This window comes from Paenibacillus sp. UASWS1643 (assembly GCF_008693195.1).
Taxonomy (GTDB): domain Bacteria; phylum Bacillota; class Bacilli; order Paenibacillales; family Paenibacillaceae; genus Paenibacillus; species Paenibacillus amylolyticus_B.
In genome coordinates this window covers 1-23531 of sequence record NZ_VXKZ01000097.1, presented here as the reverse complement: position 1 = coordinate 23531, position 23531 = coordinate 1, and the positions used below count along the sequence as shown (strand labels likewise).

Below are 23531 nucleotides of genomic sequence, written 5' to 3'. Positions count from 1 at the left end.
ATAACTGCTCATTTTTTCTGGCGTATGTGAGGTTTATTTGCTTGTGCAAATTTCTCATACACTCAGAATCTTTAAAAGCCGCAGGCATAGCCTGCGGCTTTTTGCGCGCAAAAATAGACATTCGATGCCTAGAAGCAATACCCATGAAACGACCAAAAGGAGAAATGCCCATGTTAAATTTAAAATATTTATTTCAAAATAATAATCTTGCCGAGATGATTCTAAAGAATTGGAGATATGATCCTGAGTCGCTGGACATGTTTCAGTATTATCGTATATCCTCCAATGCCGTGTATCCGTTCAGAGATCAGGGGGAAGTGAGATTACTTCGATTTGCTCCGGTAGAGGAAAAAAATCAAGTCAACCTTAGCGCGGAATTGGAGTTCCTCCGTTATCTTCGAACGAATCAGTATGGAGCCATGGAGGTGGTACCTTCTCATTCAGGAACAGAACTTGTAGAAGCTCATACGCCATGGGGAACGTACTATGCTTCCGTATTCAAGCGAGTCCCCGGATCACAGTTAGGAAGTATTGATTTGAATGACTCCATCCTGTACAGCTATGGTCAGGCATTGGGTGAGCTGCATCATTTATCACGTACATTCATGCCTGAGCAGAGGGAGAAACGCTGGACCTATACGGATGTTTTGGATTGGATGCAGGAGATCCTGATGGGTTTTCCTGGTGAAAGGGCTGCTCTGAACGAGGTGGAGTTTCTCCAAACATATTTTGCGACTTGGCCGATGACCCAGCAAAATTTCGGACTCATCCACTACGATTTTGAATTGGATAATGTCTTCTATGATGAAGGTAGCCAGTCTTGTTATGCCATTGATTTTGATGACTCGATGTATCACTGGTACGCAATGGACGTGGAACAGAGTCTGGATAGTTTACGTGAGGAGATCGAGCCTGAACAATGGGAGCAGAAGAAGCAATTGTTCCTGAACGGGTATTGGTCCAAGGCGGGAGAACGTTATGATCTGGGGAGTATGTTCCCCGCTTGTCGCCGTTTTGCCAACTTGTACGGTTATGTGCGTATGCTTCGATCTGTTGCAGAGCAGTGGTCACATGAGCCGGAGTGGATGAGCGGACTAAGAGCGAGGTTAGAGAGGATAATGACAGAAAAGGCAGAGCAATTCGGTCATCCGATTTAATTTCTAATGCAGCCAGACGCTTCTTCAATTCCATAAAAATATGTCATGTTCACACCAAAAATAATATGTTTCGAGAAAAAACAAACCAGCTGGGAATTCAATGTAGAATTCCTAAGCTGGTTTTTACATGTTACTCGGTATAATCACTTATCGCAGTACGCCCTGTTTCTACACTGATCCAGTAGGAATAATCTTCGCGCACGTCCACATAGAGGTTAAGTTCCTTCGCATCAAGGTTACTTACCGTTAGTTTAAAATTGCCATAGGCATCTGTGGTAACCTGCTGCGTCTGGATGTGCTCTACAGCAGGCGAAGGACCATGGATTTTGATCGGCATCGTCTGGTTGGCATACGCCGGGAACGTACCTTGAAGGACCAGTGTGTGATCGGCAGAATATACTGCTTTCATGGTCTGATCCGGTAGTCCGCCGTTCTTTTCATTCTCGGTAGCTTCAGTGGCATTCTCCGGTCTGCCCCATAGTTCGAAGCCTTTTTCCTTCAGGTTCTGGAGAAAAACAACGGCCTCTGCCCGGGTCAAGGATTCTTGTCCCGCATAACCTTGCACCGTAGCTGCAGTTTTGCCTGAAGAGTATCCCATGTTCAGCAGATACCGGATGGCATCTTCATCCTGGGTATAATTTTTACCACCAAGCCCCGCCACGATTAAGGCTACTTCTGTTCGGTTCAAGGCATGATTGCGCATCTTCGGATTCTGTTTGCTGGCATCCAGATTCAGATTCAACGCGGAAGCATAGGTATAATAACGATCACTCCAGATGTTTCCTTTGATAGCTTGTCCCTCTGCAGCATCGATGCTCTGAATGACATGGGAATTCGCATACAGCTTAAACAACATGGAGAGGAATTCGGCTTCACTCACCTGATTGTTGGGTTTGAACGTTCCATCCTCGTATCCACTGACCATCTCCTGTTGAACGGCCCATTGAATGGCATCTTTCGCCCAATGTGTGCGGATATCAGTTAATTGGGGGATTCCCGTTACCGTAACAGAGACAACCGCTTCTTTCCCTTCAAAACGAATCCGAATTTCGGCTTTACCAGCCTGAAGTCCAATGATTTTACCATCCTTGATGGCAATGCGATCTGACGTGGTGGTGAAGGAAACGTTAGACTGTGGAACATAGGATGTTCCGTTATCATTCACAGCAGTGATCGAAGGCAGATCAATCTGTTCTCCAGTTCGAACGTTCAGGTTTGGTTGCCCTGGCGTTATACGAGTAAGTGTTGTATCTTGAACACCGTCCACATGGAAGAAATGTGTGGCGTATGAGATTTCCGCTGCTGTACCGTTTTTCTTTTGCAGACCGGTAATTCGAATGTTGAACGTATCGCCGTTCTTTAACAATTGCACATCGTCGGGACGGAAGATGATGGCGTAGCCATATCCATATCCACCTGTCTCTACATTGAAATAGGCTTGATTAAACCATTGTTTATCCGCAGGGTCCACGTTGTAATAACCGGTTGGAAAGCCAGTGTTCTGATTCTCGGCGTTAAAGGTCCACGTACGTTGATCGGAAGTCCGAGTCATCTCGACCTGTACCTCAGACAGTGATGGCTTTGCAAATACATCTGTATTCAGTTGAACAGACCAGGCCTGTGTACTGCCAAAGGCTTCGATTGGAAAAGCGCCTTGATTCGGGAACAGGCTGTAGTTGAACGAAGTTCCCCCCGTTCTGCTTTTATCAAATACCTGCATGGCACTATAGTACTGATCATATGTCTTGCCTGCTTCACTACGAGTGGCAAGTCCAAATCCGATTCGTTGCAGTTGTGGGCTCAAAATCCAGCGCCGGTGACCCAGTCGATCAATATTGGAGGCATCCGAATCATTCATGTAGGCCTGAATGCTTTTTGTCAGGACGTTATTCTTGGCACTGCTGGTAACGTACAGATTGGAGCTGCTGGCAGACTTTGAACCTGTGTCAAAGAAATCCTTTGGCATATCTCCTGGCTGTTCTGGATAATGGGACAGGTATCCACCTGTGGAGACCACAACAGCCCCATGCTGGGCTTGACGATTCAAGGTAGGATCAAGGACAAGATCACCCTGCAGCCCCGTGATAAAACGATAAAAGTTCGCTGCGTTCAGCCCTTGTTCCAGATAGGCGTCACTTACCACACCAGCAGAGTAGGGAGCACTTGTCGAAGGTGTCTTTGTATACAGGGGAGATGTATCATTGCCATTCATCCACTGATTCCACTTTTGGACAATCTCCTGCTGACTTCGCTCAGGTAACAAACTGTCGACCTGTTCCGCATGTGCCGCTTGAGCACCCCATAACAGAAACAGCAGCCCTGCCAAGGGCAGGGTGAACAGTGAATGCATTTTATTTTTCCGGTAAACCATGTTTCCAACCCCTCTCATATCTGAACGTACGAAGAACATCTGCATGTTCAGCATTATGGTATATTCATCGACATTACAGCTGGTTTTGCTTAGAGCCAGGCAAGGGAGCAATAAGGCCAGGCGTGCGAAGGAGGGTGTTTGAATGAGTAGAACTGATGGTTCATTTGTGGAAAAAAAAGAGCACAGGCCAGCCCCACTGATACGGGACAGCCTATGCTCTTTCTACATATGTATCTGCTTTTTAGTCGAGACTCAGGTCGAAATCAGGCTCACACATATAATCTAATGGGTACAGATCATCTCGTGCCGAGATTAATGCACGGAAATGCAGATCCCTGATACCGTGCTCAGTCGCACTTTCATCTGAGCGATTGGAGACAAGTTCAGCTACCACAAAAACGTCTTCTGCGAGGTTACATTTAAAAAGAACATTTTTCGGATGAATGACTTCCTCCACGTAACTGTACGTCATCACGTGAAATGTTTGTCCGCGCCAGTTTGTCTTGATCACTTTATAGGACTGTGTGCGAACCAGATCCAGATAACGTTCCAGCTGGAACGTATGTTCAAATTGCGTAATATAACCTTTTTTATCTACATCAATCGTAAACTCCACATCATAGCTCACATGCATTTCATCTTTATAAGTTCCGTTCATGACCTTCATGGCGTCAAAGTGTGATCCGAATTCCGGATCTTCCACATAGGGAATGGTAACGAGTTCGGGGTCAACATAATCTGTGATCTTGCTATTCATGGATGGTGCACTGTAATATTTCGATGGCTGAAGATCAATCGATCCAATCATGCTTCCTGGGAAACCGGGGCTGCAAGTTATTCGCATAGTCATCTCCTTCGTTGTTGGTCAGTAGTTAGACGAACGAGTAAGAATAATGTTGCACTAGAATAAGGAAAAGAAGGCCGGGGGCAAACTCGGCATTTCATTCTCCCAATATTGAGCAGGAACGAGTGGTAGGTAAATTTTCTTTTCATATGAACAGGAGTACTGGCGCTATTTCCAATCTACCTATTCTTTTGATACAGTAACTGTAGGACATATCGGAGGTATATATCATATATGGAACAATGTTTTCATGAATGGGTCATGGAGAACCATGCTCCATATCGCTCTCGGGGAGGAGTCCATCGAATGAATGTGAATGAACATGTGATTGAACAGCAGTCCCTTACCTTTGTGGGCATCAAACGAACGTTCTCTTGTGTGGAAGGTGAGAATTTAAGAGGAATTCCTAAGATGTGGCAGGATGCTTTGGCAGACGGAATTGAGGAACGTTTAAACGGGTTCAATAACGGAGCCATTCCCGGATTGGTAGGCATCTGTGTAGATCAGCGAGAGCTGCATGAAAATCAAATGGAGTATTGGATTGCTACCTCTCACTCAGGTGAAGTGCCTGAAGATTTGGTGACAATCGAACTTCCCGCGTCCCGTTGGGTTGTATTTGAGGCCGATGGATTAGAACCGGAGGCGATACAACGATTGTGGCACCATATTATGACAGAGTGGTTTCCTTCCACTTCATATAAGCATGCAGGGATTCCGGAACTTGAAGTATACAGAGGTCACGGCACACCTCCCCAAGTCTGGATACCTGTAAAATCTGTGTGAGCAAAATTGAATTAGGAGGCCGACGATGTTATCCAACAAAGTGATTGATCATTGCCAGGAGCAAGGCTGGTGGCATGAAGATGTTCCAGCAGCGTACGAAGAAGCATTACGGAAGCTTGAAATTGATCTTCAGTCGGATTTTGCACAATTTTATTTACATGCAGAGGACGGACCAACTTTTTACAGTAGACATCAGGAGTTGTATCAGATCTGCTGGTTTATGGAGAACACCGTATATATGGAAGACATGAATGTAGCACAGCTTACACTGGGACTTCCCGAGGCGTATATTCCAATGGACAGTTTTGAAGGTGAAGGTGGATTTTTCTACAACCGTCGGACGGGAGAAGTGGTGCTGGTGGAACTGGGCGAATCCATCGAACGGTTTCTCAATGGCGAGAGCAAACCGCAGTGGGCTGATTTCAATGCTTTTCTGGAATGGTATTTCGTCCTGGAGGAGGAGACGGTGCAATGAAAGAGCTAACACCGGAACATGCCGAACTGGAGCGACAGATTATTGAAACCGTAGAAGCCGGTAATGTACTGGACGAGACGCAGCAGCATGAACAAGCCCTCATCTATTATGATCAGGCATGGGGCATGTTGCCCGAGCCAAAGATGGAATGGGAGATCGCAAGCTGGATCGCATCCTGTCATGCGAATGCACATATTGATCTGAAGCAATATGAACTGGCGAAGCCGTGGGCTGAGATATCGTTACATACGCGGAGTACGGATAGAAATACGAGTCCATTGATCGATCTCGGCATGATCTGCATGAGACTTGAACAGCATGACGAGGCGTATTTGTATCTGCATCAGGCGTATGAGTTCGGCAGAGAGCGTGCATTTCAGGGAATCCCGAGGGACGTGTTGAGTTATTACAACGAAGAGCGGGCTAAGCGCAAGTAGAGGTAATTCCAACGATACCGTGCAACGAAAAGGGTACCCCGGTTTGGCCAAACACGACCACAGGAGTACCCTTTCAATTATTACGGAATGTTCGACTTCATCTAATCCGAAATGTTACGCGTATAGTATTCAATAATATCCTTACGACGGATAATACCGAGGAAGACACGATCGACATCCACCACAGGCACAAAATTTTGGTCTGCTGCAAGTGTCAGCATATCCTCCATTTCAGCCTCAATGAATACACATTCATTATATACCCGATTGTTAATCTCATGGACTTGAACTTGATCCATCGTATCAAAAGTCAATCCGGGTGTATTTCGCATTTTCCATAACAAATCGCCTTCGGACAGGGTAGCAACATATTTTCCATCCTGGTCAATCACGGGAATGGCGGTGTAGTGGTGCGATTCCAATTGCTCAATAGCATCTTTCATGGAAGCGGTAGACTTGATATAGGCCACTTCGGCTTTGGGGAGTAAAAAATAGCTGATTTCCATCATCGGGCTCCTTTTCAGCCTTTTGCATAGCAAAAAAGCTTTAGTATGTAATCTCACTATCCTTATTTAAACATATTATGTGAGCTTTCGGCTATTTTTAATGATAAATTCGTCAGATTTGTTTCATTGTTTAAATGGCGCTGGAAATCTATAGTGTATATTAGAGGTGATGTAACCATGAAATCCAAACGTAAATTAATGTACGGACTGCTGCCCATCTTGTTTGCAGGTGGAATCGGAATGTATCTATACATGCAGAATAACAAAGAAACAGAAGCCAAGCCCCAGACTACCGTGAATCAGTACATAGAGCATCTGCAAAAAAAAGAGTTTGATCAGCTGTATACCTTGATGACACCTGCTTCGCTGCAAGAGTCGGGCATGAACAAGGAACAATTTGTTGAAAAATACAATGCGATCTATTCGGGCATGGAAGTATCCACCGTCAAGGCGGAGGTTAAGCCAGTGGATGTTGCCGAAACGGCGGCCGATGACAGTAAGACCGATGCGGAGAAACAAAACCCGGATACATATGAGGTGGATTATAACCTTGAGCTGACAACTTTTTTGGGAGAAGTCAGTGAGACGCATACATTGAAACTGGTACGGCAGGAGCTTGAAAATGGAAGCAAAAATTGGAAAATTAACTGGCAGCCCTCGCTGATCCTGAATGACATGATTAAGGGCAGTAAGGTACGCGTGAGGACACTGTTCCCTGAGCGTGGAGACATTGTGGATCGTGATGGCTTGCCACTGGCTACCAAGGGCACGATGAACGAGTGGGGCATTGTACCTGGGAAACTTGGTGATAACCCGGACCAGATGATTACCAGAATCTCAAGTCATTATCAGGTTTCGGAAGATGCCATTCACAAGGCGCTTGCACAGACATGGGTGAAGCCGGAGTACTTTGTCCCGATTGGTTCAACAGTGGAGTTTGACGTGCCAGAATCTTTGAGCGGGGTTACGATGCAGAGCAAGGAAATCCGTTATTATCCACTCGGCGATGCGGCTGCGCACCTGATTGGTTACGTGCGCAAAGCCACCAAGGAAGATCTGGATAAGGATACAGAAGGCTATTATCGCGCAGAGGATTGGATTGGCAAAGCGGGTTTGGAGCAGTCCATGGAGAAACAGCTGCGTGGTGAACGTGGTGGATTGATTGAAATTACGGATGAATCCGGCAACTCCCGTTCTGAGCTTATTCGCAAGGATGCTGTAGATGGACAGAATGTTCAACTGACGATTAGCTCCAAACAACAGAAGAAATTGTATCAGACATTGTCCGGTGGTGGAGACGCTGGTGCGATGGTTCTGATGAATCCGACGGACGGCAACTTGCTGGCGTTGGTGAGCGCACCTTCCTATAACCCGAACAAGATGGTTACAGGACTTACACAGGCAGAGTGGGATGCTTATTCGGCGAATGAGAAGCTTCCTTTTATCAACAGAGTCACTACCCGGTATGCACCAGGATCAACCTTCAAAGCGATTACAGCCGCAGCGGGACTGATGGAGAAGGTGACTACAGCGGACAAAACCCATGATATCTCTGGCTTGCAATGGCGTAAAGACGATAGCTGGGGCGGTTATTATGTCAAGCGTGTGAAGAGTTTATCTCCAGTAGATATGGTCGATGCACTAGTGTACTCGGACAATATTTACTTTGCCATGGAAGCGATCGAGATGGGCAGCGCCAAGTTTATTGATGGGATCCAGAAGTTTGGTTTTGGTGATAACTTTGGACTGGATGAACTGTATCTGAAGCCAAGCCAATATGCCAATGAAGCACATCTGGATCTGTCTTCCGAGGTATTACTCGCTGATACGTCCTACGGGCAAGGGGAGATGTTAATGTCCCCGATACATCTGGCATCGTCATTTACACCTTTTATTAATGAAGGGAAGCTGGTGAAACCTGTTCTAATCGAGGGAAAAGAAAGCACTGACCCTGAGGTAATCATTACTCCGGAAGCCGCAAATACGGTTAAGGATGCTTTGGGAGAAGTTGTTTCCCGGCAGGGAGGTACGGCCCACACCTTGAATTCAATTCCTGGAGGACTCGCGGGCAAGACGGGAACAGCCGAGCTGAAAGCAAAAAAGGGAGAGAAGGGACAGGAAAACGGATTTTTCGTGGTGTTTGATACGAATTCTCCGACCTACCTGTTATCCGCTGTGATTGAAGAGGTGAACGGCCGAGGTGGAAGCCACTATGTCGTAGATAAGTTGAAGCCTTTCTTGGAGAAGCTCGAGATGCCAGACGGGGAAAACATTGCAGAAGAATAAAGTGTGTGAAGAACGTAGAGAGAAGTTATAAATAAAAAAACACCGGTAACGGTGTTTTTTTATTTGCAGTTATACCAAGGGTATACGAAATGGATTATATCTTTGTTAAGTATTCGGTTAATTGATTGAGTGTTCCAGTAAACCCCGCTTGTACCATCTCTTTTGCAGCCTCGAAAGTTTGAATTTCTTCCTCCGTTGGAGATGCGGGAGCAACAGTCAGTGTAATGGCTGTTTCCCCTTCCTCTTCGCTGAACGTTAGAGTATTTAGAGTGTTCATCGGCCAACTTTGGTCAAAGGGTGCACGTACAATGTGACCTTTCTCGTCAGAAAAGAAACTGGTGTATATAATTTTCTCTGATGCAATAATCTCACTGTATACGAATTTGACCCACATGGTGTCACCGTCAGCAGGTTTCTGGCTGTAATGAAAGACACCGCCCGAACGAAAATCTGATTCAGCAACAATTAACGACCAACCTTTTGGGCCCCACCAGTTCTGCAGATGATCTGAGTCGCTAAATGCTTTAAACACAAGTTCGCGTGGAGCATTGAAACGATAAGAGATTTCAACTGGACTAGACATTGTGTTTCCTCCAATAGTTTTAGGATAAGGTTAGCCATTATTTTCTTGCAGTAATCATGAAGCGTGCCGAGTTTGTACGAATGCCCTTCTCTTCGTAATGTTCTCTCACAAACTTCTGGAATCGTTCAACGTCCGTTTCTACCTTTCCGAAATCAGGAATAATGGGGGCATGGGTTAGGAGAAACATCAAGTCTTCGGGTGTAGTGTAATGCTCCACCACATTATATTCACGGACTTGAATGTCATGGAAACCTGCTATTTGAAGTTCATGCTTGTATCGTTCCATCAATGTGCCGGGTTGAATGCCAAGGCTCTGTCCACGTCCAAAAGCTTCTGAAAGGTTAGATTTATCATGTTCGCTGACCTGCTGGGTTAGAAATATCCCACCCTGAGCAAGAACCCTAAATACTTCTGAAGCAGAGAATCCGGAGTGTCTGGAAGATACCACATTAAAGAAGCAATCTGGAAAATACAGTTTTTCTGCGCCCATATGAAGAAAGCGTACATTGGAATGAGTTCCCGCGGAATGAGCTTCCGCAGCCAGAAGATTCTGTTGTGCAGTTTCTATCATTCCTTGAGCGAGATCAATTCCCACCAATAACAAGGCTTCTTCTGCAATGGATAGAACAGCTTCTCCACCGCCTGTTCCAATATCGAGTAACAGATCGGACGATCGTGTATGGCGAACAACTTCCTCATAGAAATTCCATCCGATCTTCTCCGAGACAACGTTTATGGAGCTGAAGTTCCAGCCATTCGTCCGGCCTACGCGTTCATAAAAGTCAGCGTAATCTATGTTGTTTTTCATTTTCATATTCCTCCAATGTGAGTTTGTTTGAACAGGACAAGAGAGTTGTGCCGAATCGTTCTATTGTAAAATGTCGAATGGGATCAAATGGACAGACGTGTCCCTTGATAGCTGGTACGCGTTTTGACCCAGCCCGACAACTATGTACTTCGAACAATACGGAGCAACATCCGTGTCACCTCACAAGTTGGAATGTCTTCATTATATTCAATTGACAGCGTATTCGCGAGGTGTTATTTTGAGGTGGAATCTATTCTATGAGTTCGAGGTGATCGATGGTGGCTATTCGTGCCAAGCAGATTTTTGTCAATTTACCTGTTCAAGATCTGAAGAAATCCGTTGAGTTTTTTACAAAGGTCGGATTTGAGTTTGACGCCAATTTTACGGACGAGTCTGCTACTTGTATGATCATCGGGGAAAATATTTACGCCATGCTTCTGGTGGAGGAACGTTTCCAATCCTTCATCTCGAAAAAAATCTCCAATGCTGCCGATACAACCGAAGTCATCGTTGCCCTGTCTGTAGATAGCCGGGAGCAGGTAGATGTAATTGTACAAGCTGCCCTCGATGCAGGCGCGAAACCATACAACGAACCGCAGGATCACGGATTCATGTATGGATGGAGTTTTCAAGATCTGGATGATCACCTCTGGGAAGTCTCCTATATGGACCTAAGTGCTTTTCCTTCGGAGTGATAAAATGAAAATAACTAGACCCTTCCTAGATTAATAGGAAGGTTTTTTTGCATCTTTTCTGCATCCATTAATTATCGGGAGTATGCATTCACACATCTCCATGTACATGGACATGAATAGGATACCCGAGCTTTTTAAAAACGATCACAGGGAGATGACCATGACTCGTTCAAACGTGAAAAGTTATCGCTATCGTGTTGGAAAAAAGCAATATATCGTAATCCAGATTCACCAAACGGCGAAGGGTTATGCCGACTCAGGGAATGTACTTGCAAGTAATGCATTTAACGTGCAGATCATGAAACAGAAAGGTCGCCGTTCTTCTCGCAGACGTTAGTCTGGCAGCAGAAAAGAGAAGTGGGGAGGGGGATGAATAATGAGTACACGTAAAAAGAAAGCAAAACAGGTTAACCGGGTAGACGTGGACAAAAGCCGTTTGAAATTCCAGGCACGACAGTCAGCCAAGGCATCCGTTGGACAGGGCGGTAATGCATTTGCGATCAATGCGAACGAATTGGGCAACATCCGGGTGCGCGCAGGACAGCAGGGCTGAACAGGAAGAGATACCGCTTGTCGGTATCTCCTTTCGGTTTGTGGAAACACGCACCGATTCTATCCTAATAACATATGGTGTATTTTACCTTTTTGCTATATGATAAGTGTCGATTCATGTTGACGTTTTGTATCGAAAGATGCCAAAAAGCTGATGTACTAGAAAGTTAAAAGGTAAGTATACATACGTTTCTTTTTGATGGAGGGATTAGGGTGTATTGTCACATATGTGGGACCAAAAGTAGTCCTGGGGATAGTAAGTGCAGAACGTGTAACACAAAACTGAAAGATGCAAGCTCCACAGAGGAACAGATCTGGGCGGAAACAGCCGTGGGTTTGGAAAAAAGAACAGAGGAATCAGCCAAATTATTATCCCGGCAGCAACAGCCTGTACCGAGACAGGGCAACACCAGTCAAGGCCGCGCATTTAGTTGGATCATTCCACTGCTACTGGCAGCCGTGATGGGGGCTTTACTAACGTTCTACTATAAGCAGGAGATGGGTATTAATGCGGAGGTGAATTCTCTGCATCAACAGGCGGAACAAGCGGCCCTGGGAGGTAAATACAAAGAAGCACTGCAGTTGCTAGACACCGCTCTAGTGAAACGACCAAACTATAATGCACTTGTACAGGATCGCCAAATTACGGCGAAAGCGTTCAATCTGATGAATCAGTTGAATGAGGCTGCCACAAGTCTGAAAACAGGAAAACTCTCAGAAGGAGACAAATCCATTCAGGCAGTAGCGAAAGCACTGAAAGAGCGAGAAGAGCTCGTTTTCACCAAAGTACGTGCCACATTAAGTAATAGAAAGATTACGCTAGCTGTATTGAAGGTGAAAAAAGAAATCGATAGTTTGACGACAGTAGAGGCGCTGGCTGAGAAGCTGGATACGATATCGAATCTGAAGGGTGAGGAAGCCGAAGCAGTAGAGAAGCAAATTGTTGATAAGCTGGCAGGGATTAGCTACAAGCAGGCTGAGCAGCTAGTCAAGACAAAGGATTTTACAGCGGCATTGCAAACGGTCGATCAAGGGCTGTCTTATGCGCCGGAGGATGACAAACTGACAGCGTATCGTGATCGGGTGCTGAGTGAGAAGAAGAGTTTCGAGAAAGCGGAAGCCGAACGGATTCAACTTGCCGAACAACAGGCAGCAGAAGAAGATCTGAAGAATCGAACGTCGGCAGTGAGCATTGTGAATGTCGAAGCAACGCTTGATATGTATGGTGACCTGTATATTAGCGGTTCAATCATTAACAATGCAACTCGGCCGATCTCTTCCGTCACCGTCATGGTCGATATTTATGGTACAGACGGTACTTATTTGGGCCAAACCTATGTGGATGTGTATCCAAGCTGGATTGAAGTGGGTGAAGAAGGATTTTTTGAGACGTATTACTATGGTGTATACCAAGAAGCAGAAGTATCTGTTGTGAATGCAACGTGGTATCTGGAATAGGAGGACAGGTTGGAATGGGCAAACGAATATGGAGCACCATTATATCCAGTGCAATCATTATAGGAGTCGGAGCAGGAGGCGTGTTCTGGATTCACAGTTATACAGCAGATCAGTTGCAGGCTGAGCCCAGATTGGCTGTTGTTAATGCGAAGGAAACAGAAACCGCAGCATCCAAACCGTCCTCCAAGACAGTCGTGAAGAAAACACGTAAACAGATTATTGAAGAGAGTCAGAAGAAAGTGGTTACGATCGAGAGCAGCAGCGGACTAGGCTCCGGTTTTCTATATAATGATCAGGGAGATGTTGTAACCAATGCTCATGTGGTAGAAGGTTCGAAGGAAGTGACGATACGTACCCTGAATCATGAGGAATATAAAGGAACAGTAATCGGAGTCGGGGAAGAAACAGATATTGCTGTCGTTCGAGTACCTGATCTGAAAAAGGTGAAACCGCTGGCTATCGCCAAATCTAAAGCCGAGACTGGAGATGAAATCCTAGCTCTGGGGAGCCCGCTCGGGTTCGAGAACACGGTAACTACAGGCATTATCAGCGGTGTTGGACGCAGCTTCGAAATTGCGCCTTACATTTACAGCAATCTGTATCAGATCTCGGCGCCGATTACCCATGGCAACAGTGGCGGACCACTAATCAACGCAGAGACGGGCGAAGTACTTGGTATTAACTCAGCCGTTGTGGAGCAGGAGGGCGGAATTGGGTTCAGTATCCCTATCACCAGTGTGCTGAGGCAGGTGCAAGCCTGGTCCAAGAAGCCATCCAGCACATCGGCGGTTCAGACGGCTGGTGGTAATGGATCGGGATCGATCTCAGCTTCTGCAAAAGCAGAAGGGGTGGTGACCGAGTTTTACAACAATCTGAATCTAAGTGACTATGTTACAGCTTATGCTTTGCTCGGCAGTGAATGGCAGAGCGGCACAAGTTATGCCAAATTTCGTGAGGGTTACCTCAATACCAGTTATGTGACTATTGGAGAGGTCTCTTCTATAGACAAGGGCAATGATGGGATGGAAGTGACAGCAGTGATTACAGCCGATGAACGCAGGGACGGCGAATATGTAACGACGAAGTATAGGGTTACATATCAGGTTGCTTCTGAGAATGGTCAATTGAAAATATTGCATGGTAAAGGTAAGAAAATAACATAAAATAAATCATCAAAGGAGAGTTGGCTGATGTGCCACTCTCCTTTTTGATTGCTTATATTCGATGCATCTGTTAAAATACAGAACGAATGTTCAGTATGCATGGAACGGAGTGAAATGGAATGAATATGAATAAAAAGCAACTTCAAACCGAGCAGACCAAGAAGAAACTTGCGGATGCTTCCAAAGCCCTTTTTGTACAAAAAGGTTATAAAGCAACGTCCATTGAGGATATTGTAGCTGCGACGGGCAGCAGCAAAGGCAATATATATTACCATTTTAAAAGTAAGGAAGGTCTGTTCCTCTATCTAATCGATGAGTGGGACCGGGAGTGGGAAGAGAGCTGGGCGGCCAAAGAACATCTCTATCGCACGTCCACGGAGAAGATTTACGGACTGGCTGAACAACTCGTCATGGATGATATGAATCACCCACTGACGAAGGCGGCTGATGAGTTCTTCACAGGGGAAAAGAAAGAAAATGATATTGAGGAGCGGATCTCCTTAATGTTTGATCGGCATATTCAATTTAATAAACAAATGATAGAGCAAGGCATTGAGAGCGGTGAGTTCAAAGCAGACAATGTAGATAATCTGGCGCTCATATTGGAGAGTACCATTATTGGTCTTAGCCAGATGTCACGGGGGATGGAGCCTGATCAAGCTCTTGCGTTATACCGCCAGGCTGCCAGTGTATTCTTGCACGGGATTGCAAAAGATAAAGCTTAAGCAACATTTTGACAACTACGGAGGATGGAATCATGGCATTACTAACACGGAACAGGGGCGCACTGCTGCTGTTAATGTTTAATATTTTTCTCGTTTTTACGGGTATTGGTCTCGTTGTGCCGATCATGCCTGCGTATATGGATCTCCTGCATATCACCGGATTCACGGTTGGATTGCTGGTAGCGGCATTTTCTTTCACCCAGTTTCTGTTCTCACCGCTTGCGGGTCGTTGGTCGGATACATGGGGACGCAAAAAAATTATTGTTGGCGGCATGCTGATCTTTGCCGTATCCGAGTTTATGTTTGGTGCGGTCAATGCACCGGTCTTGCTCTTCGCAGCCCGCATGTTAGGCGGTATTGGTGCGGCGATGATCTTCCCGGCGGTTATGGCTTACACCGCGGATATCACAACAGAAGAAGAACGCGGCAAAGGGATGGGTTTGATTAATGCCGCAATTACAACCGGGTTTATCATTGGTCCCGGCATTGGTGGATACATCGCAGACTTTGGCATTAGAATTCCGTTCTACGCCGCAGGGGTTGCCGGGTTGCTGGCAGCGATCATTACATTGATTATTTTGCCGGAATCCACGCGGAGTACAGGAGAGCAAACTAAACCTTTGGCTGGCTCAGAGAAGGTCAAAGCTCCGGGCATGGTATCCCAATTGGTGAATTCGTATCGTGAACCCTACTTTTTCAGCTTGATTATTGTGTTTGTTATGGCATTTGGTCTGGCGAACTATGAGACGGTATTTTCACTGTTTGTGGATCACAAGTTTGGTTTCACAACCAAAGACATTGCATTTATCATTACATTTGGTTCCATAGCAGGTGCGGTTGTGCAAGTATCGCTAATCGGTTGGTTGCTCAATCGGTTTGGTGAAAAGATGGTCATCTCAGTCTGTCTGTTATTTGTAGCCGTATTTGTACTGTTGACCTTGTTTGTGCACACGTACTGGCTCATTCTTGTCGTAACGTTTATCGTCTTTCTGGGGATGGACATTTTACGTCCGGCGATCAGTACACAGATGTCCAAACTGGCAGAAGAACAACAGGGCTTTGTGGCCGGATTGAACTCGGCGTATACCAGTCTGGGGAATATCGCGGGTCCAATTGTAGCTGGAGCACTGTTTGATGTGAATATTAACTATCCTTACGTTTCAGCAGCAGCCGTTTTGGCGATCTGTTTCCTGTTATCCCTGCGGGTACTCAGAGAGGTCAAAACGGTGAAACAACCGAAGACAGAAATGTAATTTTATTATTGGAAATGAAGTATATTAACACAAAAAAACAGTCGATCACACCTAACGTGTGGTCGACTGTTTTTTATTATGATATTAAAGGATTACGGTATTAACGAATTTCTCCATTCGTTTCAATCAGTTTTTGATACCAGTGGAAACTTTGTTTGCGGATACGTCTCAAATCCTTGATATCAAATTCTTCACGATCCACATAGATGAATCCATAACGTTTGCTTGACCCTTGATGTGTGCTAACCAGATCGATCGCAGACCAAGGGCAGAAGCCAAATACATCTACGCCGTCCGTGATCGCTAGTTGAATCTGTTCGATATGTTTATTGAAAAATTCAATACGATACGGATCGTTAACCACGTCGCCTTCCTCCAGTTTATCAAATGCACCCAGACCGTTTTCCGTAACAATTAATGGCAGATGATAACGGGAGTAGATCTGACGCAGGGTAGAGCGGAAGCCCACCGGATCAATTTCCCAACCAAACTCCGTTTTTTGCAGATTGGGATTCACAGATCCTCTATATGCGCCCGGTTCACCTACGATTTCATGCTGGTCTCCTGTATGGGAGAAGTCATTACCATCGTTCAGGCTTTCACCAACCGTTTGGGAAGTATAGTAGTTAAACGCAATAAAGTCAGGGTTTCCTTGAGCCAGGATGTCCATATCTCCGTCTTCAATGACAGGCGTATATCCTTTCTCTTCGAGATAACTCCAGGCAATATGATTATAACGTCCATATACAGCCATATCGAGATAGAGCCAGTTACGAATGGCAGCATAGTTATCAGCCGCGAGTGTGTCTTCTGGTTTGGAGCTCGCCGGGTAAATTACACCGATATTAGGGGCTGGGCCAATTTTGGCTTCAGGCAGCATTTCATGACATAGCACCATGGCTTTAGCTTGAGCAACCAGCATGTGGTGATTTTGCTGATACAGTGTTTTTTGCGGATCAACAAGTGTTGTATCCAGTGTACCCAGAGAGCCGGGATGCAGGATCAGCATATTTTGTTCGTTAATGGTCAACCAATATTTTACCCGATCTCCGTAGTTCTCATAGAGGGTCTTGGCATATTGTTCAAAAGCATCAATTGTTGCACGGTTGGACCAGCCACCTTTTTCTTCAAGCGCATAAGGAAGATCGAAGTGATACATGGTCACAATGGGCTCAATACCGTATTTAATTAATTCATTAATGAGGGAATCGTAAAATGCGAGCCCTTTCGGATTCACTTCACCTGCTCCTTGCGGATAGATTCGTGTCCATGCAATGGAGAAGCGATAGGCTTTGAAGCCCATTTCAGCCAGCAACGCCACATCTTCTTTGTACATATGATAGTGATCACTGGTTACCTTGAAGTCGGTTACACCTTCGACATGGTTGCCCATGTCGATGACAGAAGGGCCTTTACCACCTTCATTCCAGGCTCCCTCAATCTGATAGGCAGAGGTTGAACCTCCCCAGAAGAAATCTTTAGGAAATGGTTTCAGTTGAGTATGTTTCATGGTTAGTTCCTCCTAAGTTGAAGTCGTATAAGATAAGTTGGGTCAGACAACGAGAGTCAGAAGGACATCGTTTTTCTGTACATGCTCTTGAGTTGTTTCGAATACATCCACTTCTTGCTGCGTTAGAGTAACAATAACAGGTGTTACGGTTTCATATCCGGCTTCCTTGATCTTATCGATGTCAAACTGGATCAACAGATCGCCCTGTCTGACGATATCCCCTTCCTGAACGACAGGAGAGAAGTGTTTTCCTTTCAGCGCTACGGTGTTGATGCCAATATGAATCAGAATCTCCGTACCTGCATTGGTTGTTAATCCAATGGCATGTCCAGTCGGGAAGAGGGAAGTGACAACACCGTCTACCGGAGCAACAACTTCACCAATCTCAGGCACAATCGCCAAACCTTTGCCCATAGCACCAGTCGAGAAGGCTGGGTCATTAATGGTGTTCAGTGCTACGGCTTTACCTGTAAGTGGGCTATAAATTTGTTCTTTCTTGATCTCCGTTGTTTTGGTCTCAGGTATGACAGGAAGCTCTACCGGCGTACTTTCAGCCGATGTGCTGGAACCAGATTCATTTTTCTCAGAAGCTGTGTCTTTCGTTTTGCTTTCATAACCAAACATCACCGTCAATACCGCTGCTACCGCAAAGGAGCAGGCAATCGCAATTACGTAGACAACCGTTGGTGTATATACAGGAATGGCAAAAATATTGTGGAACACATAAGCAGTCATTTTAACACCAAAGTGACCATTAATGGCACCGCCGATCGCACCTGCGATGACTACGATAGGAATTACACGTTTATAACGCAAGATCAGACCGTATACGATTGGTTCAGTTACTCCTGCAAGTAAACCGGTAAGGCTGGTCGAGCCAGCAAGGGTTCGCAGGGTTTTATTCTTTTTGGCTTTCAGGAAAATACCGAAGGCTACACCGATTTGTGCAAATACAGCTGCAGCAGCCATGGCTTCAATCGGATCGCCGCCAACCCCGATATTCTGTATCGTGATTGGAGTGAAGCCCCAGTGGAGTCCAAAGACAACCATGAAGGTCATGAATCCACCGAGTACAATCCCTGATAATATACCGCTGACACCAATGAGCCAAGTTACGCCGGAGGAGATCCAGTCACCTACCGTGGTGCCGAATGGTCCAAAGGCCATTGCGGACAGAGGAACCATAATCATCAAAGCAATCATTGGTACAAGGAACAATTGCAGGTCTTTCAAAATGATTTTTTTGAGTAACTTATCAAGAACAGCATAGATACTAATCGATATGAAGATTGGGAATACGCTGGCTGAATAATTCATCATCACAACCGGTATACCCAGGAACGATACATCTGAGCCCTTATCCATCAGCCCGGTGAAGCTCGGTTCCATCAGAGCGGCACCAATTACGCCAGCTACATAAGGATTGGCTTTCAGCTTCATACCCAGTGTGATCCCAAGGAAGATGGGCAAGAAATAAAATACAGCGTTGCCGGCAGCGGATAAAATCAAGTATGTGTCACTTGTATCCGACATCCATCCGAGCATGGTCAGGACAGTCAGCAAAGCTTTTAGCATACCTGATCCTGCCATAGCCGGGATTAACGGTGAGAAACTTCCGGATATAATTTCAAAAACTTTGGATAACAGCGAGGTTTTTTCCCCTGTGGACTCAGCCGATGAGGAGGAATCTCCTCCAAAATCCCGGTTTTTCATAATCTCCGCATATACATGAGCCACGTTACTACCGATGACAACCTGGAACTGGCCACCGCTTTCGACAACGGTAATAATACCATCGTGTTTTTCAAGCGTTTCGCGTTCGGCCTTTTTCGAATCTTTCAGGTCAAATCTCAGCCGGGTCGCACAGTGGACAAGACCATTGATATTGGCTTCTCCGCCGACGAGACGAACGATGTCATCCCCCATTTTTTTATGATCCATGTTCATTCTCCTTTGTTGTTAAGATTGCCTGAAAACAAAAAAATACCTAAACGAATGGCTATGATCATCGGAAAGATGACCTGTTGCCAATCATTTAGGTATCGCCTGCTTGAGCAGTAACAATCCTTGTCGTTAAGTTGTGAGACCTACTATATATGACGCCGAAATCGTTTGCAAGCTTTTTTTATTCTGTGTCGAGTAACTCGTTACGAGAAGTGACACGTTGAATATGGATCGTCAAATACACCTTTTCATCAATGGACATGGCACTTTCAAACTTGTCCTCAAGGTACTGATTGATTAATTGGGTGCACTGAAAAGCCTTGCTGTATTTGTCTTTTACTTGCTCATACAGAAAGTTATCTCCTGAAGCAAATTGCTCCTGTTCATTACTCAACATTCTCTGCACAAAATATTGAAGATGGGTAATAAACCGGGAATAATTAAATGAATTTTCATCCAGGGCGATGTGGTAATGGTTGGTCACAATGTTGAAGATATCATCAATAACTTCAGTAATTTCAACGGTTTGTTTCATGCCTTGAGCATCTTGACGAGCGTTTACAAAATGCATTGCAATAAAGCTGGCCTCATGTTCATCCATCTGGATGCCGAATTGTTCCTGGATCAGCTCCACAGCGTTCATGCCAATCCCAAATTCCTTCTTGTAAAACTTCTTGATCTGCCACAAAAGGGAATTCTTCAGCCCGACGGATTTACGGTACCGGGTAATGGCAAACTGAATATGATCGATCAATGATATATAGATATTATCACTAAAAATATCGCCCATTTCCTTTTTGGCATGGCCCACAATTTCGTCTGCTAACTTCAAATATTCAACCGATGTTTCCCCAATCAGATCAATGAGTTTTTGCGGTATTTTATCTGATTTCAGCACAAAGGTTTTTTCGATTCTATCCTCATCCACGGGCTGCCCGTTTTTCTTTTTGAAGCCAAGACCGTTGCCAATGACAACAAATTCGTGACCAACCTGGTTCTCAGCCCGGATGACATTGTTGTTAAAAATCTGACGGATGATCATATATGTGTTTCACCTCAATTGGTCGTAATAATAACAAAAAACCCAAACTAAGGCTTAATAGACAGCCTTGGTTTGGGTATCGCCTGCTTACCAGTAACAATCCCGAAGAAGACGCAGCTTCCTCTTTCAATTATGTCCACTATACCGCTTTCATAACAGAATAACAATACAATGATTTCTGGAAATGGACGTAAAGACGTGGATTTTTGGTATAATAAGAAATGCTGGAAGTGAAATAGATGGGCTGGGTTGCATAATAAGTTACCGAGGACGGTCATTTTTAAGCATATACAGGATTATTGGAGTGATAACATGAGCAATGCAAAAGGAAAAGGCGGCACCGGCCGTGGTACGGGTAAAAAAGGCTGGAACCGTTGGCAAGCCGCTGCAAACCGGGCGAAAAGTGCCCCGAAGCCTTATAAAAGTAAAGGTACAAAGAAGAAGGACGATAGCGAAACTTCAAGTGGCAAGCCCAATTAAGTATGGCTTGACGATGCCAGAGGAGAGAGCTGCCTGACTAACGGGTGGGTCTCTTTTTGCTTGAAAAGGTAAAAAAATTAAATTGACAGTATTGTAAATATGGTAATAATATAGAGCTTACGCAAATTAGGTGGTAGTGCTACTATATAGAGAAAGGAGCAACAGCATGTCTGTTAATATGGATGAAAATCCACTTGGACTGATTCTGTCACGGACGTATCTGGCATACAAAAAAACAACAACCAGAAATCTGAGCGAACAGGATATTACTCCGGAACAATTTGCAGTTCTGAATGAATTGAGCAAGGCTGGAAGCCATATATCACAGAAAAAACTGGCTGAATTAACAGTGCGGGACCAGACAACTGTAGGCAAAATTATAGACAAGTTGATTCGCAAAGGTCTGGTGACAAGAGAAGAAGATCCACAGGACCGCAGAGCGGTTTTGCTTTGTTTGACGGCGGAAGGACTGGAAATGAATGACGTTCTTACACCAAAGGCAAAACAGCAAGAGCAAGAGGCAATCGCCGAATGTTCCCCTGAAGAGCTTGAAGCATTCATGAATGTGATGAATCGTATCTATGAAAAGATGAAATAATTTTTTTTGACCAAATATGTGCATGTGCATATATATGTAGTGCAATTATTTTAATTTTAACTAACGGGAGTCGTGAACAAATGAGAAGCTTCAAGGATTTTCTTAAAGTGCCACAGACAAAAATAGGGTTGGTTTTTGCATTGATTGTTCCGCTGTTATTTGTTGTGATCTGGATGACGGGTTATCATCAAGCCACAGAGAGAGTGGATCAACTTCAAGTTGCTCTTGTGAACGAAGACGGGACAGAGGGAACAGAGGTGCAGAAGCAGATTGAAACGCTCGCGCCTTTCCATGTCAATGTTCTGGGATCTTCCGAGGAAGCTGAGCAACAGATGAATGCAGGTAACTATGCGATGGTTATTGTTATTCCGGAAGGATTCACTGACCAGATTGCAGGAGGCACAGAGGCGAGCTTGTCCTTTTATATCAATCAGGGAAATGCCGATGTAGCCAAATCCATTGTGGAACACGCGGCGACTGGAATGACCGCACAAATGGGTCAAGGGATTCTGGAATCCAAGGTTCAAGTGACACTCAATAATGATAGTATAAACAGCGATGAACTGAGTGCAGCCATTGGACAAGCAATGGCGAAGATGAAAGAAGGGCCTGTGAAGGCTGAAATTAATAAAACGAACAGCGTGAGTGATTTTGCAACATCGATGCTGCCCATGATTCTGGGTTTTATCACCTACATTGCTTCGATGACCATGAACATTCAGTTCAATATTACGTCGAATATCATGAAGCGTACCCATTCCAAATGGGAAATCTTCTGGGGACGGCAATTGCTGTTATTGTGTATAGCTGTGATTGTTCCCCTAATTGTGGATACAGTAGCTCTTCAGTTCACGGATGTTGCGAGCTCCTTCGGCGCTTTGTATCTGTATCATGTGCTGGTGAGTCTGGCTTGTATCTGTTTTACACAAATGAGTTTTGCCCTATTTGGAAATGCAGGACCTCTATTTAATGTAGCGATGGTTCCGCTCCAGTTGATGACAGCAGGAAATATCATTCCAGCCGAGATGCTGGCGCCATTCTACCGTTATATAGGAAACTTTCTGCCCGCTTCCAATGGAGTACAGGGATTTATGCGTTTGATCTATAGTGGAGAAGCAGTGGGGGGATACATGGTTCATCTTCTGTTGATCTCGATTATTACGTGGGGAATTACGTTGCTGCGAGTTGGCATGCAAAAAGCAGGTAATGGACAAATGACGATGACGCCTCCAGCGTCAGCACAGGCACAACATTAAGAGTTTCCTTCTATATAATGTATTAACACACAAGAAAGTGGTTTACGTATAGTTATATGCGTGCATCACTTTTTTGTGTATCTTCTATAATAGTTCTACTTATACTCGTGGTAACTTACAGTACCCCCAGTAATTTTACATGACCTTGATAAAAGGAAAATCTAAATTGAGCATAGTAATGAAGCTAAAATATATGAGAGGAGATGTAGGCTAATACGTTTACAATCAATTAGACATGTATGGCGATGTATGAATGGAAAAAATGTCGTTTAAGCTATAATAAACTTTACACTGGGATAGAGGAGAGCTACAGAGTAAAGTTAGTTGGTTTGTAGTAAATGAATTATATTAAATTAAGTATTGTAATTAATATTTATACGTGATATATTATTAGTCCGGCCAAGAAAACACGGTTTAACACTGGTGCGGCAAGCGAATGAAATAAGCTTCGAAAGAAACTTAAAAAAAAGAGCTTGCAAAGTTGGTTCGGACATGATATTATATAAGAGTTGCTGAAGAGAACGACATTCGGTAACAAAACAAGTTTGATCTTTGAAAACTGAACAACGAGTGAGTAAACATTCTGCTTGCAGAATGAACGCGAA

The 23531-nt window shown here is 44.7% G+C and carries 23 protein-coding genes; 15 read left to right on the top strand and 8 right to left on the bottom strand.

The window, feature by feature from the left end:
* Positions 1–170: 170 nt before the first annotated feature.
* Complete coding sequence (locus FE296_RS05780; RefSeq protein WP_150364467.1) at positions 171–1157, top strand: phosphotransferase enzyme family protein; 987 nt, start codon at positions 171–173, stop codon at positions 1155–1157.
* Positions 1158–1287: 130 nt separating this feature from the next.
* Here the strand turns inward: FE296_RS05780 and FE296_RS05775 are convergent, their stop codons facing one another.
* On the bottom strand, positions 1288–3528 hold the full coding sequence (locus FE296_RS05775; protein ID WP_190945048.1) for an S-layer homology domain-containing protein: 2241 nt from the start codon (positions 3526–3528) through the stop codon (positions 1288–1290).
* Between the two features lie 241 nt (positions 3529–3769).
* Entirely contained in the window at positions 3770–4336 is a 567-nt protein-coding gene (locus FE296_RS05770; protein WP_124118626.1) for a hypothetical protein, read from the bottom strand.
* A 342-nt stretch (positions 4337–4678) separates the two neighbouring features.
* Here FE296_RS05770 and FE296_RS05765 point away from each other — a divergent pair, with 342 nt between their 5' ends.
* Genes FE296_RS05765 through FE296_RS05755 form a run of 3 tightly spaced genes read left to right on the top strand, consistent with a single transcriptional unit; the run spans position 4679 to position 6067 of the window.
* A complete protein-coding gene (locus tag FE296_RS05765) occupies positions 4679–5155 on the top strand; it encodes a GyrI-like domain-containing protein (protein WP_150364465.1) in 477 nt (158 codons plus the stop codon).
* Positions 5156–5180: 25 nt separating this feature from the next.
* Positions 5181–5630, top strand: a complete 450-nt coding sequence (locus FE296_RS05760) for a hypothetical protein (RefSeq protein WP_150364464.1) — start codon at positions 5181–5183, stop codon at positions 5628–5630.
* On the top strand, positions 5627–6067 hold the full coding sequence (locus tag FE296_RS05755) for a hypothetical protein (protein WP_150364463.1): 441 nt from the start codon (positions 5627–5629) through the stop codon (positions 6065–6067). Before FE296_RS05760 ends, FE296_RS05755 begins: the two co-directional genes overlap by 4 nt.
* A 101-nt stretch (positions 6068–6168) precedes the next feature.
* Here the strand turns inward: FE296_RS05755 and FE296_RS05750 are convergent, their stop codons facing one another.
* On the bottom strand, positions 6169–6573 hold the full coding sequence (locus FE296_RS05750; RefSeq protein WP_074093601.1) for a CBS domain-containing protein: 405 nt from the start codon (positions 6571–6573) through the stop codon (positions 6169–6171).
* 177 nt (positions 6574–6750) lie between these two features.
* Between FE296_RS05750 and pbp4 the strand changes: the two genes are divergently transcribed.
* Positions 6751–8859 carry a penicillin-binding protein PBP4(5) gene (gene pbp4 / locus FE296_RS05745; RefSeq protein ID WP_150364462.1) on the top strand — a complete coding sequence of 703 codons (2109 nt, stop codon included), beginning with the start codon at positions 6751–6753 and terminating at the stop codon, positions 8857–8859.
* A gap of 94 nt (positions 8860–8953) precedes the next feature.
* Here pbp4 and FE296_RS05740 read toward each other — a convergent pair whose 3' ends face one another.
* Both FE296_RS05740 and FE296_RS05735 read right to left on the bottom strand, forming a co-directional pair.
* Positions 8954–9442, bottom strand: coding sequence for an SRPBCC domain-containing protein (locus FE296_RS05740; RefSeq protein WP_150364461.1), 489 nt, complete (start codon positions 9440–9442; stop codon positions 8954–8956).
* Positions 9443–9479: 37 nt separating this feature from the next.
* Positions 9480–10250, bottom strand: coding sequence for a class I SAM-dependent methyltransferase (locus FE296_RS05735; RefSeq protein ID WP_124118632.1), 771 nt, complete (start codon positions 10248–10250; stop codon positions 9480–9482).
* 278 nt (positions 10251–10528) lie between these two features.
* On the opposite strand from FE296_RS05735, the gene FE296_RS05730 reads away from it, so the two are divergent.
* From FE296_RS05730 to FE296_RS05710, 7 genes are all read left to right on the top strand, one after another.
* On the top strand, positions 10529–10945 hold the full coding sequence (locus FE296_RS05730) for a VOC family protein (protein WP_150364527.1): 417 nt from the start codon (positions 10529–10531) through the stop codon (positions 10943–10945).
* Between the two features lie 160 nt (positions 10946–11105).
* Positions 11106–11282 carry a hypothetical protein gene (locus FE296_RS32650; RefSeq protein ID WP_190945047.1) on the top strand — a complete coding sequence of 59 codons (177 nt, stop codon included), beginning with the start codon at positions 11106–11108 and terminating at the stop codon, positions 11280–11282.
* A gap of 39 nt (positions 11283–11321) precedes the next feature.
* Positions 11322–11498, top strand: a complete 177-nt coding sequence (locus FE296_RS32645; RefSeq protein ID WP_190945045.1) for a hypothetical protein — start codon at positions 11322–11324, stop codon at positions 11496–11498.
* A 335-nt stretch (positions 11499–11833) separates the two neighbouring features.
* Complete coding sequence (locus FE296_RS05725) at positions 11834–12955, top strand: FxLYD domain-containing protein (protein WP_190945043.1); 1122 nt, start codon at positions 11834–11836, stop codon at positions 12953–12955.
* Positions 12956–12969: 14 nt separating this feature from the next.
* Positions 12970–14118 (top strand): S1C family serine protease, encoded by a 1149-nt coding sequence (locus tag FE296_RS05720; protein WP_150364459.1) that lies wholly within the window; start codon positions 12970–12972, stop codon positions 14116–14118.
* Positions 14119–14243: 125 nt separating this feature from the next.
* Positions 14244–14843: a TetR/AcrR family transcriptional regulator gene (locus tag FE296_RS05715; RefSeq protein ID WP_150364526.1), complete on the top strand. Its 600-nt coding sequence runs from the start codon at positions 14244–14246 to the stop codon at positions 14841–14843.
* Between the two features lie 32 nt (positions 14844–14875).
* On the top strand, positions 14876–16096 hold the full coding sequence (locus FE296_RS05710; RefSeq protein WP_150364458.1) for an MFS transporter: 1221 nt from the start codon (positions 14876–14878) through the stop codon (positions 16094–16096).
* Between the two features lie 100 nt (positions 16097–16196).
* Here the strand turns inward: FE296_RS05710 and FE296_RS05705 are convergent, their stop codons facing one another.
* The 3 genes from FE296_RS05705 to licT all read right to left on the bottom strand — a co-directional run bounded on the left by FE296_RS05705 (position 16197) and on the right by licT (position 20592).
* Positions 16197–17606 (bottom strand): glycoside hydrolase family 1 protein, encoded by a 1410-nt coding sequence (locus FE296_RS05705; protein WP_150364457.1) that lies wholly within the window; start codon positions 17604–17606, stop codon positions 16197–16199.
* Between the two features lie 42 nt (positions 17607–17648).
* A complete protein-coding gene (locus FE296_RS05700) occupies positions 17649–19547 on the bottom strand; it encodes a beta-glucoside-specific PTS transporter subunit IIABC (protein ID WP_150364456.1) in 1899 nt (632 codons plus the stop codon).
* 184 nt (positions 19548–19731) lie between these two features.
* Positions 19732–20592 carry a BglG family transcription antiterminator LicT gene (gene licT / locus FE296_RS05695; protein ID WP_150364455.1) on the bottom strand — a complete coding sequence of 287 codons (861 nt, stop codon included), beginning with the start codon at positions 20590–20592 and terminating at the stop codon, positions 19732–19734.
* A gap of 312 nt (positions 20593–20904) precedes the next feature.
* Between licT and FE296_RS05690 the strand changes: the two genes are divergently transcribed.
* The 3 genes from FE296_RS05690 to FE296_RS05680 all read left to right on the top strand — a co-directional run bounded on the left by FE296_RS05690 (position 20905) and on the right by FE296_RS05680 (position 22926).
* Positions 20905–21072: a DUF3934 family protein gene (locus FE296_RS05690; protein ID WP_150364454.1), complete on the top strand. Its 168-nt coding sequence runs from the start codon at positions 20905–20907 to the stop codon at positions 21070–21072.
* Positions 21073–21238: 166 nt separating this feature from the next.
* Positions 21239–21670, top strand: a complete 432-nt coding sequence (locus FE296_RS05685; RefSeq protein WP_150364453.1) for a MarR family winged helix-turn-helix transcriptional regulator — start codon at positions 21239–21241, stop codon at positions 21668–21670.
* Between the two features lie 80 nt (positions 21671–21750).
* Positions 21751–22926 (top strand): YhgE/Pip domain-containing protein, encoded by a 1176-nt coding sequence (locus FE296_RS05680; protein ID WP_124118638.1) that lies wholly within the window; start codon positions 21751–21753, stop codon positions 22924–22926.
* Positions 22927–23531 lie beyond the last annotated feature (605 nt).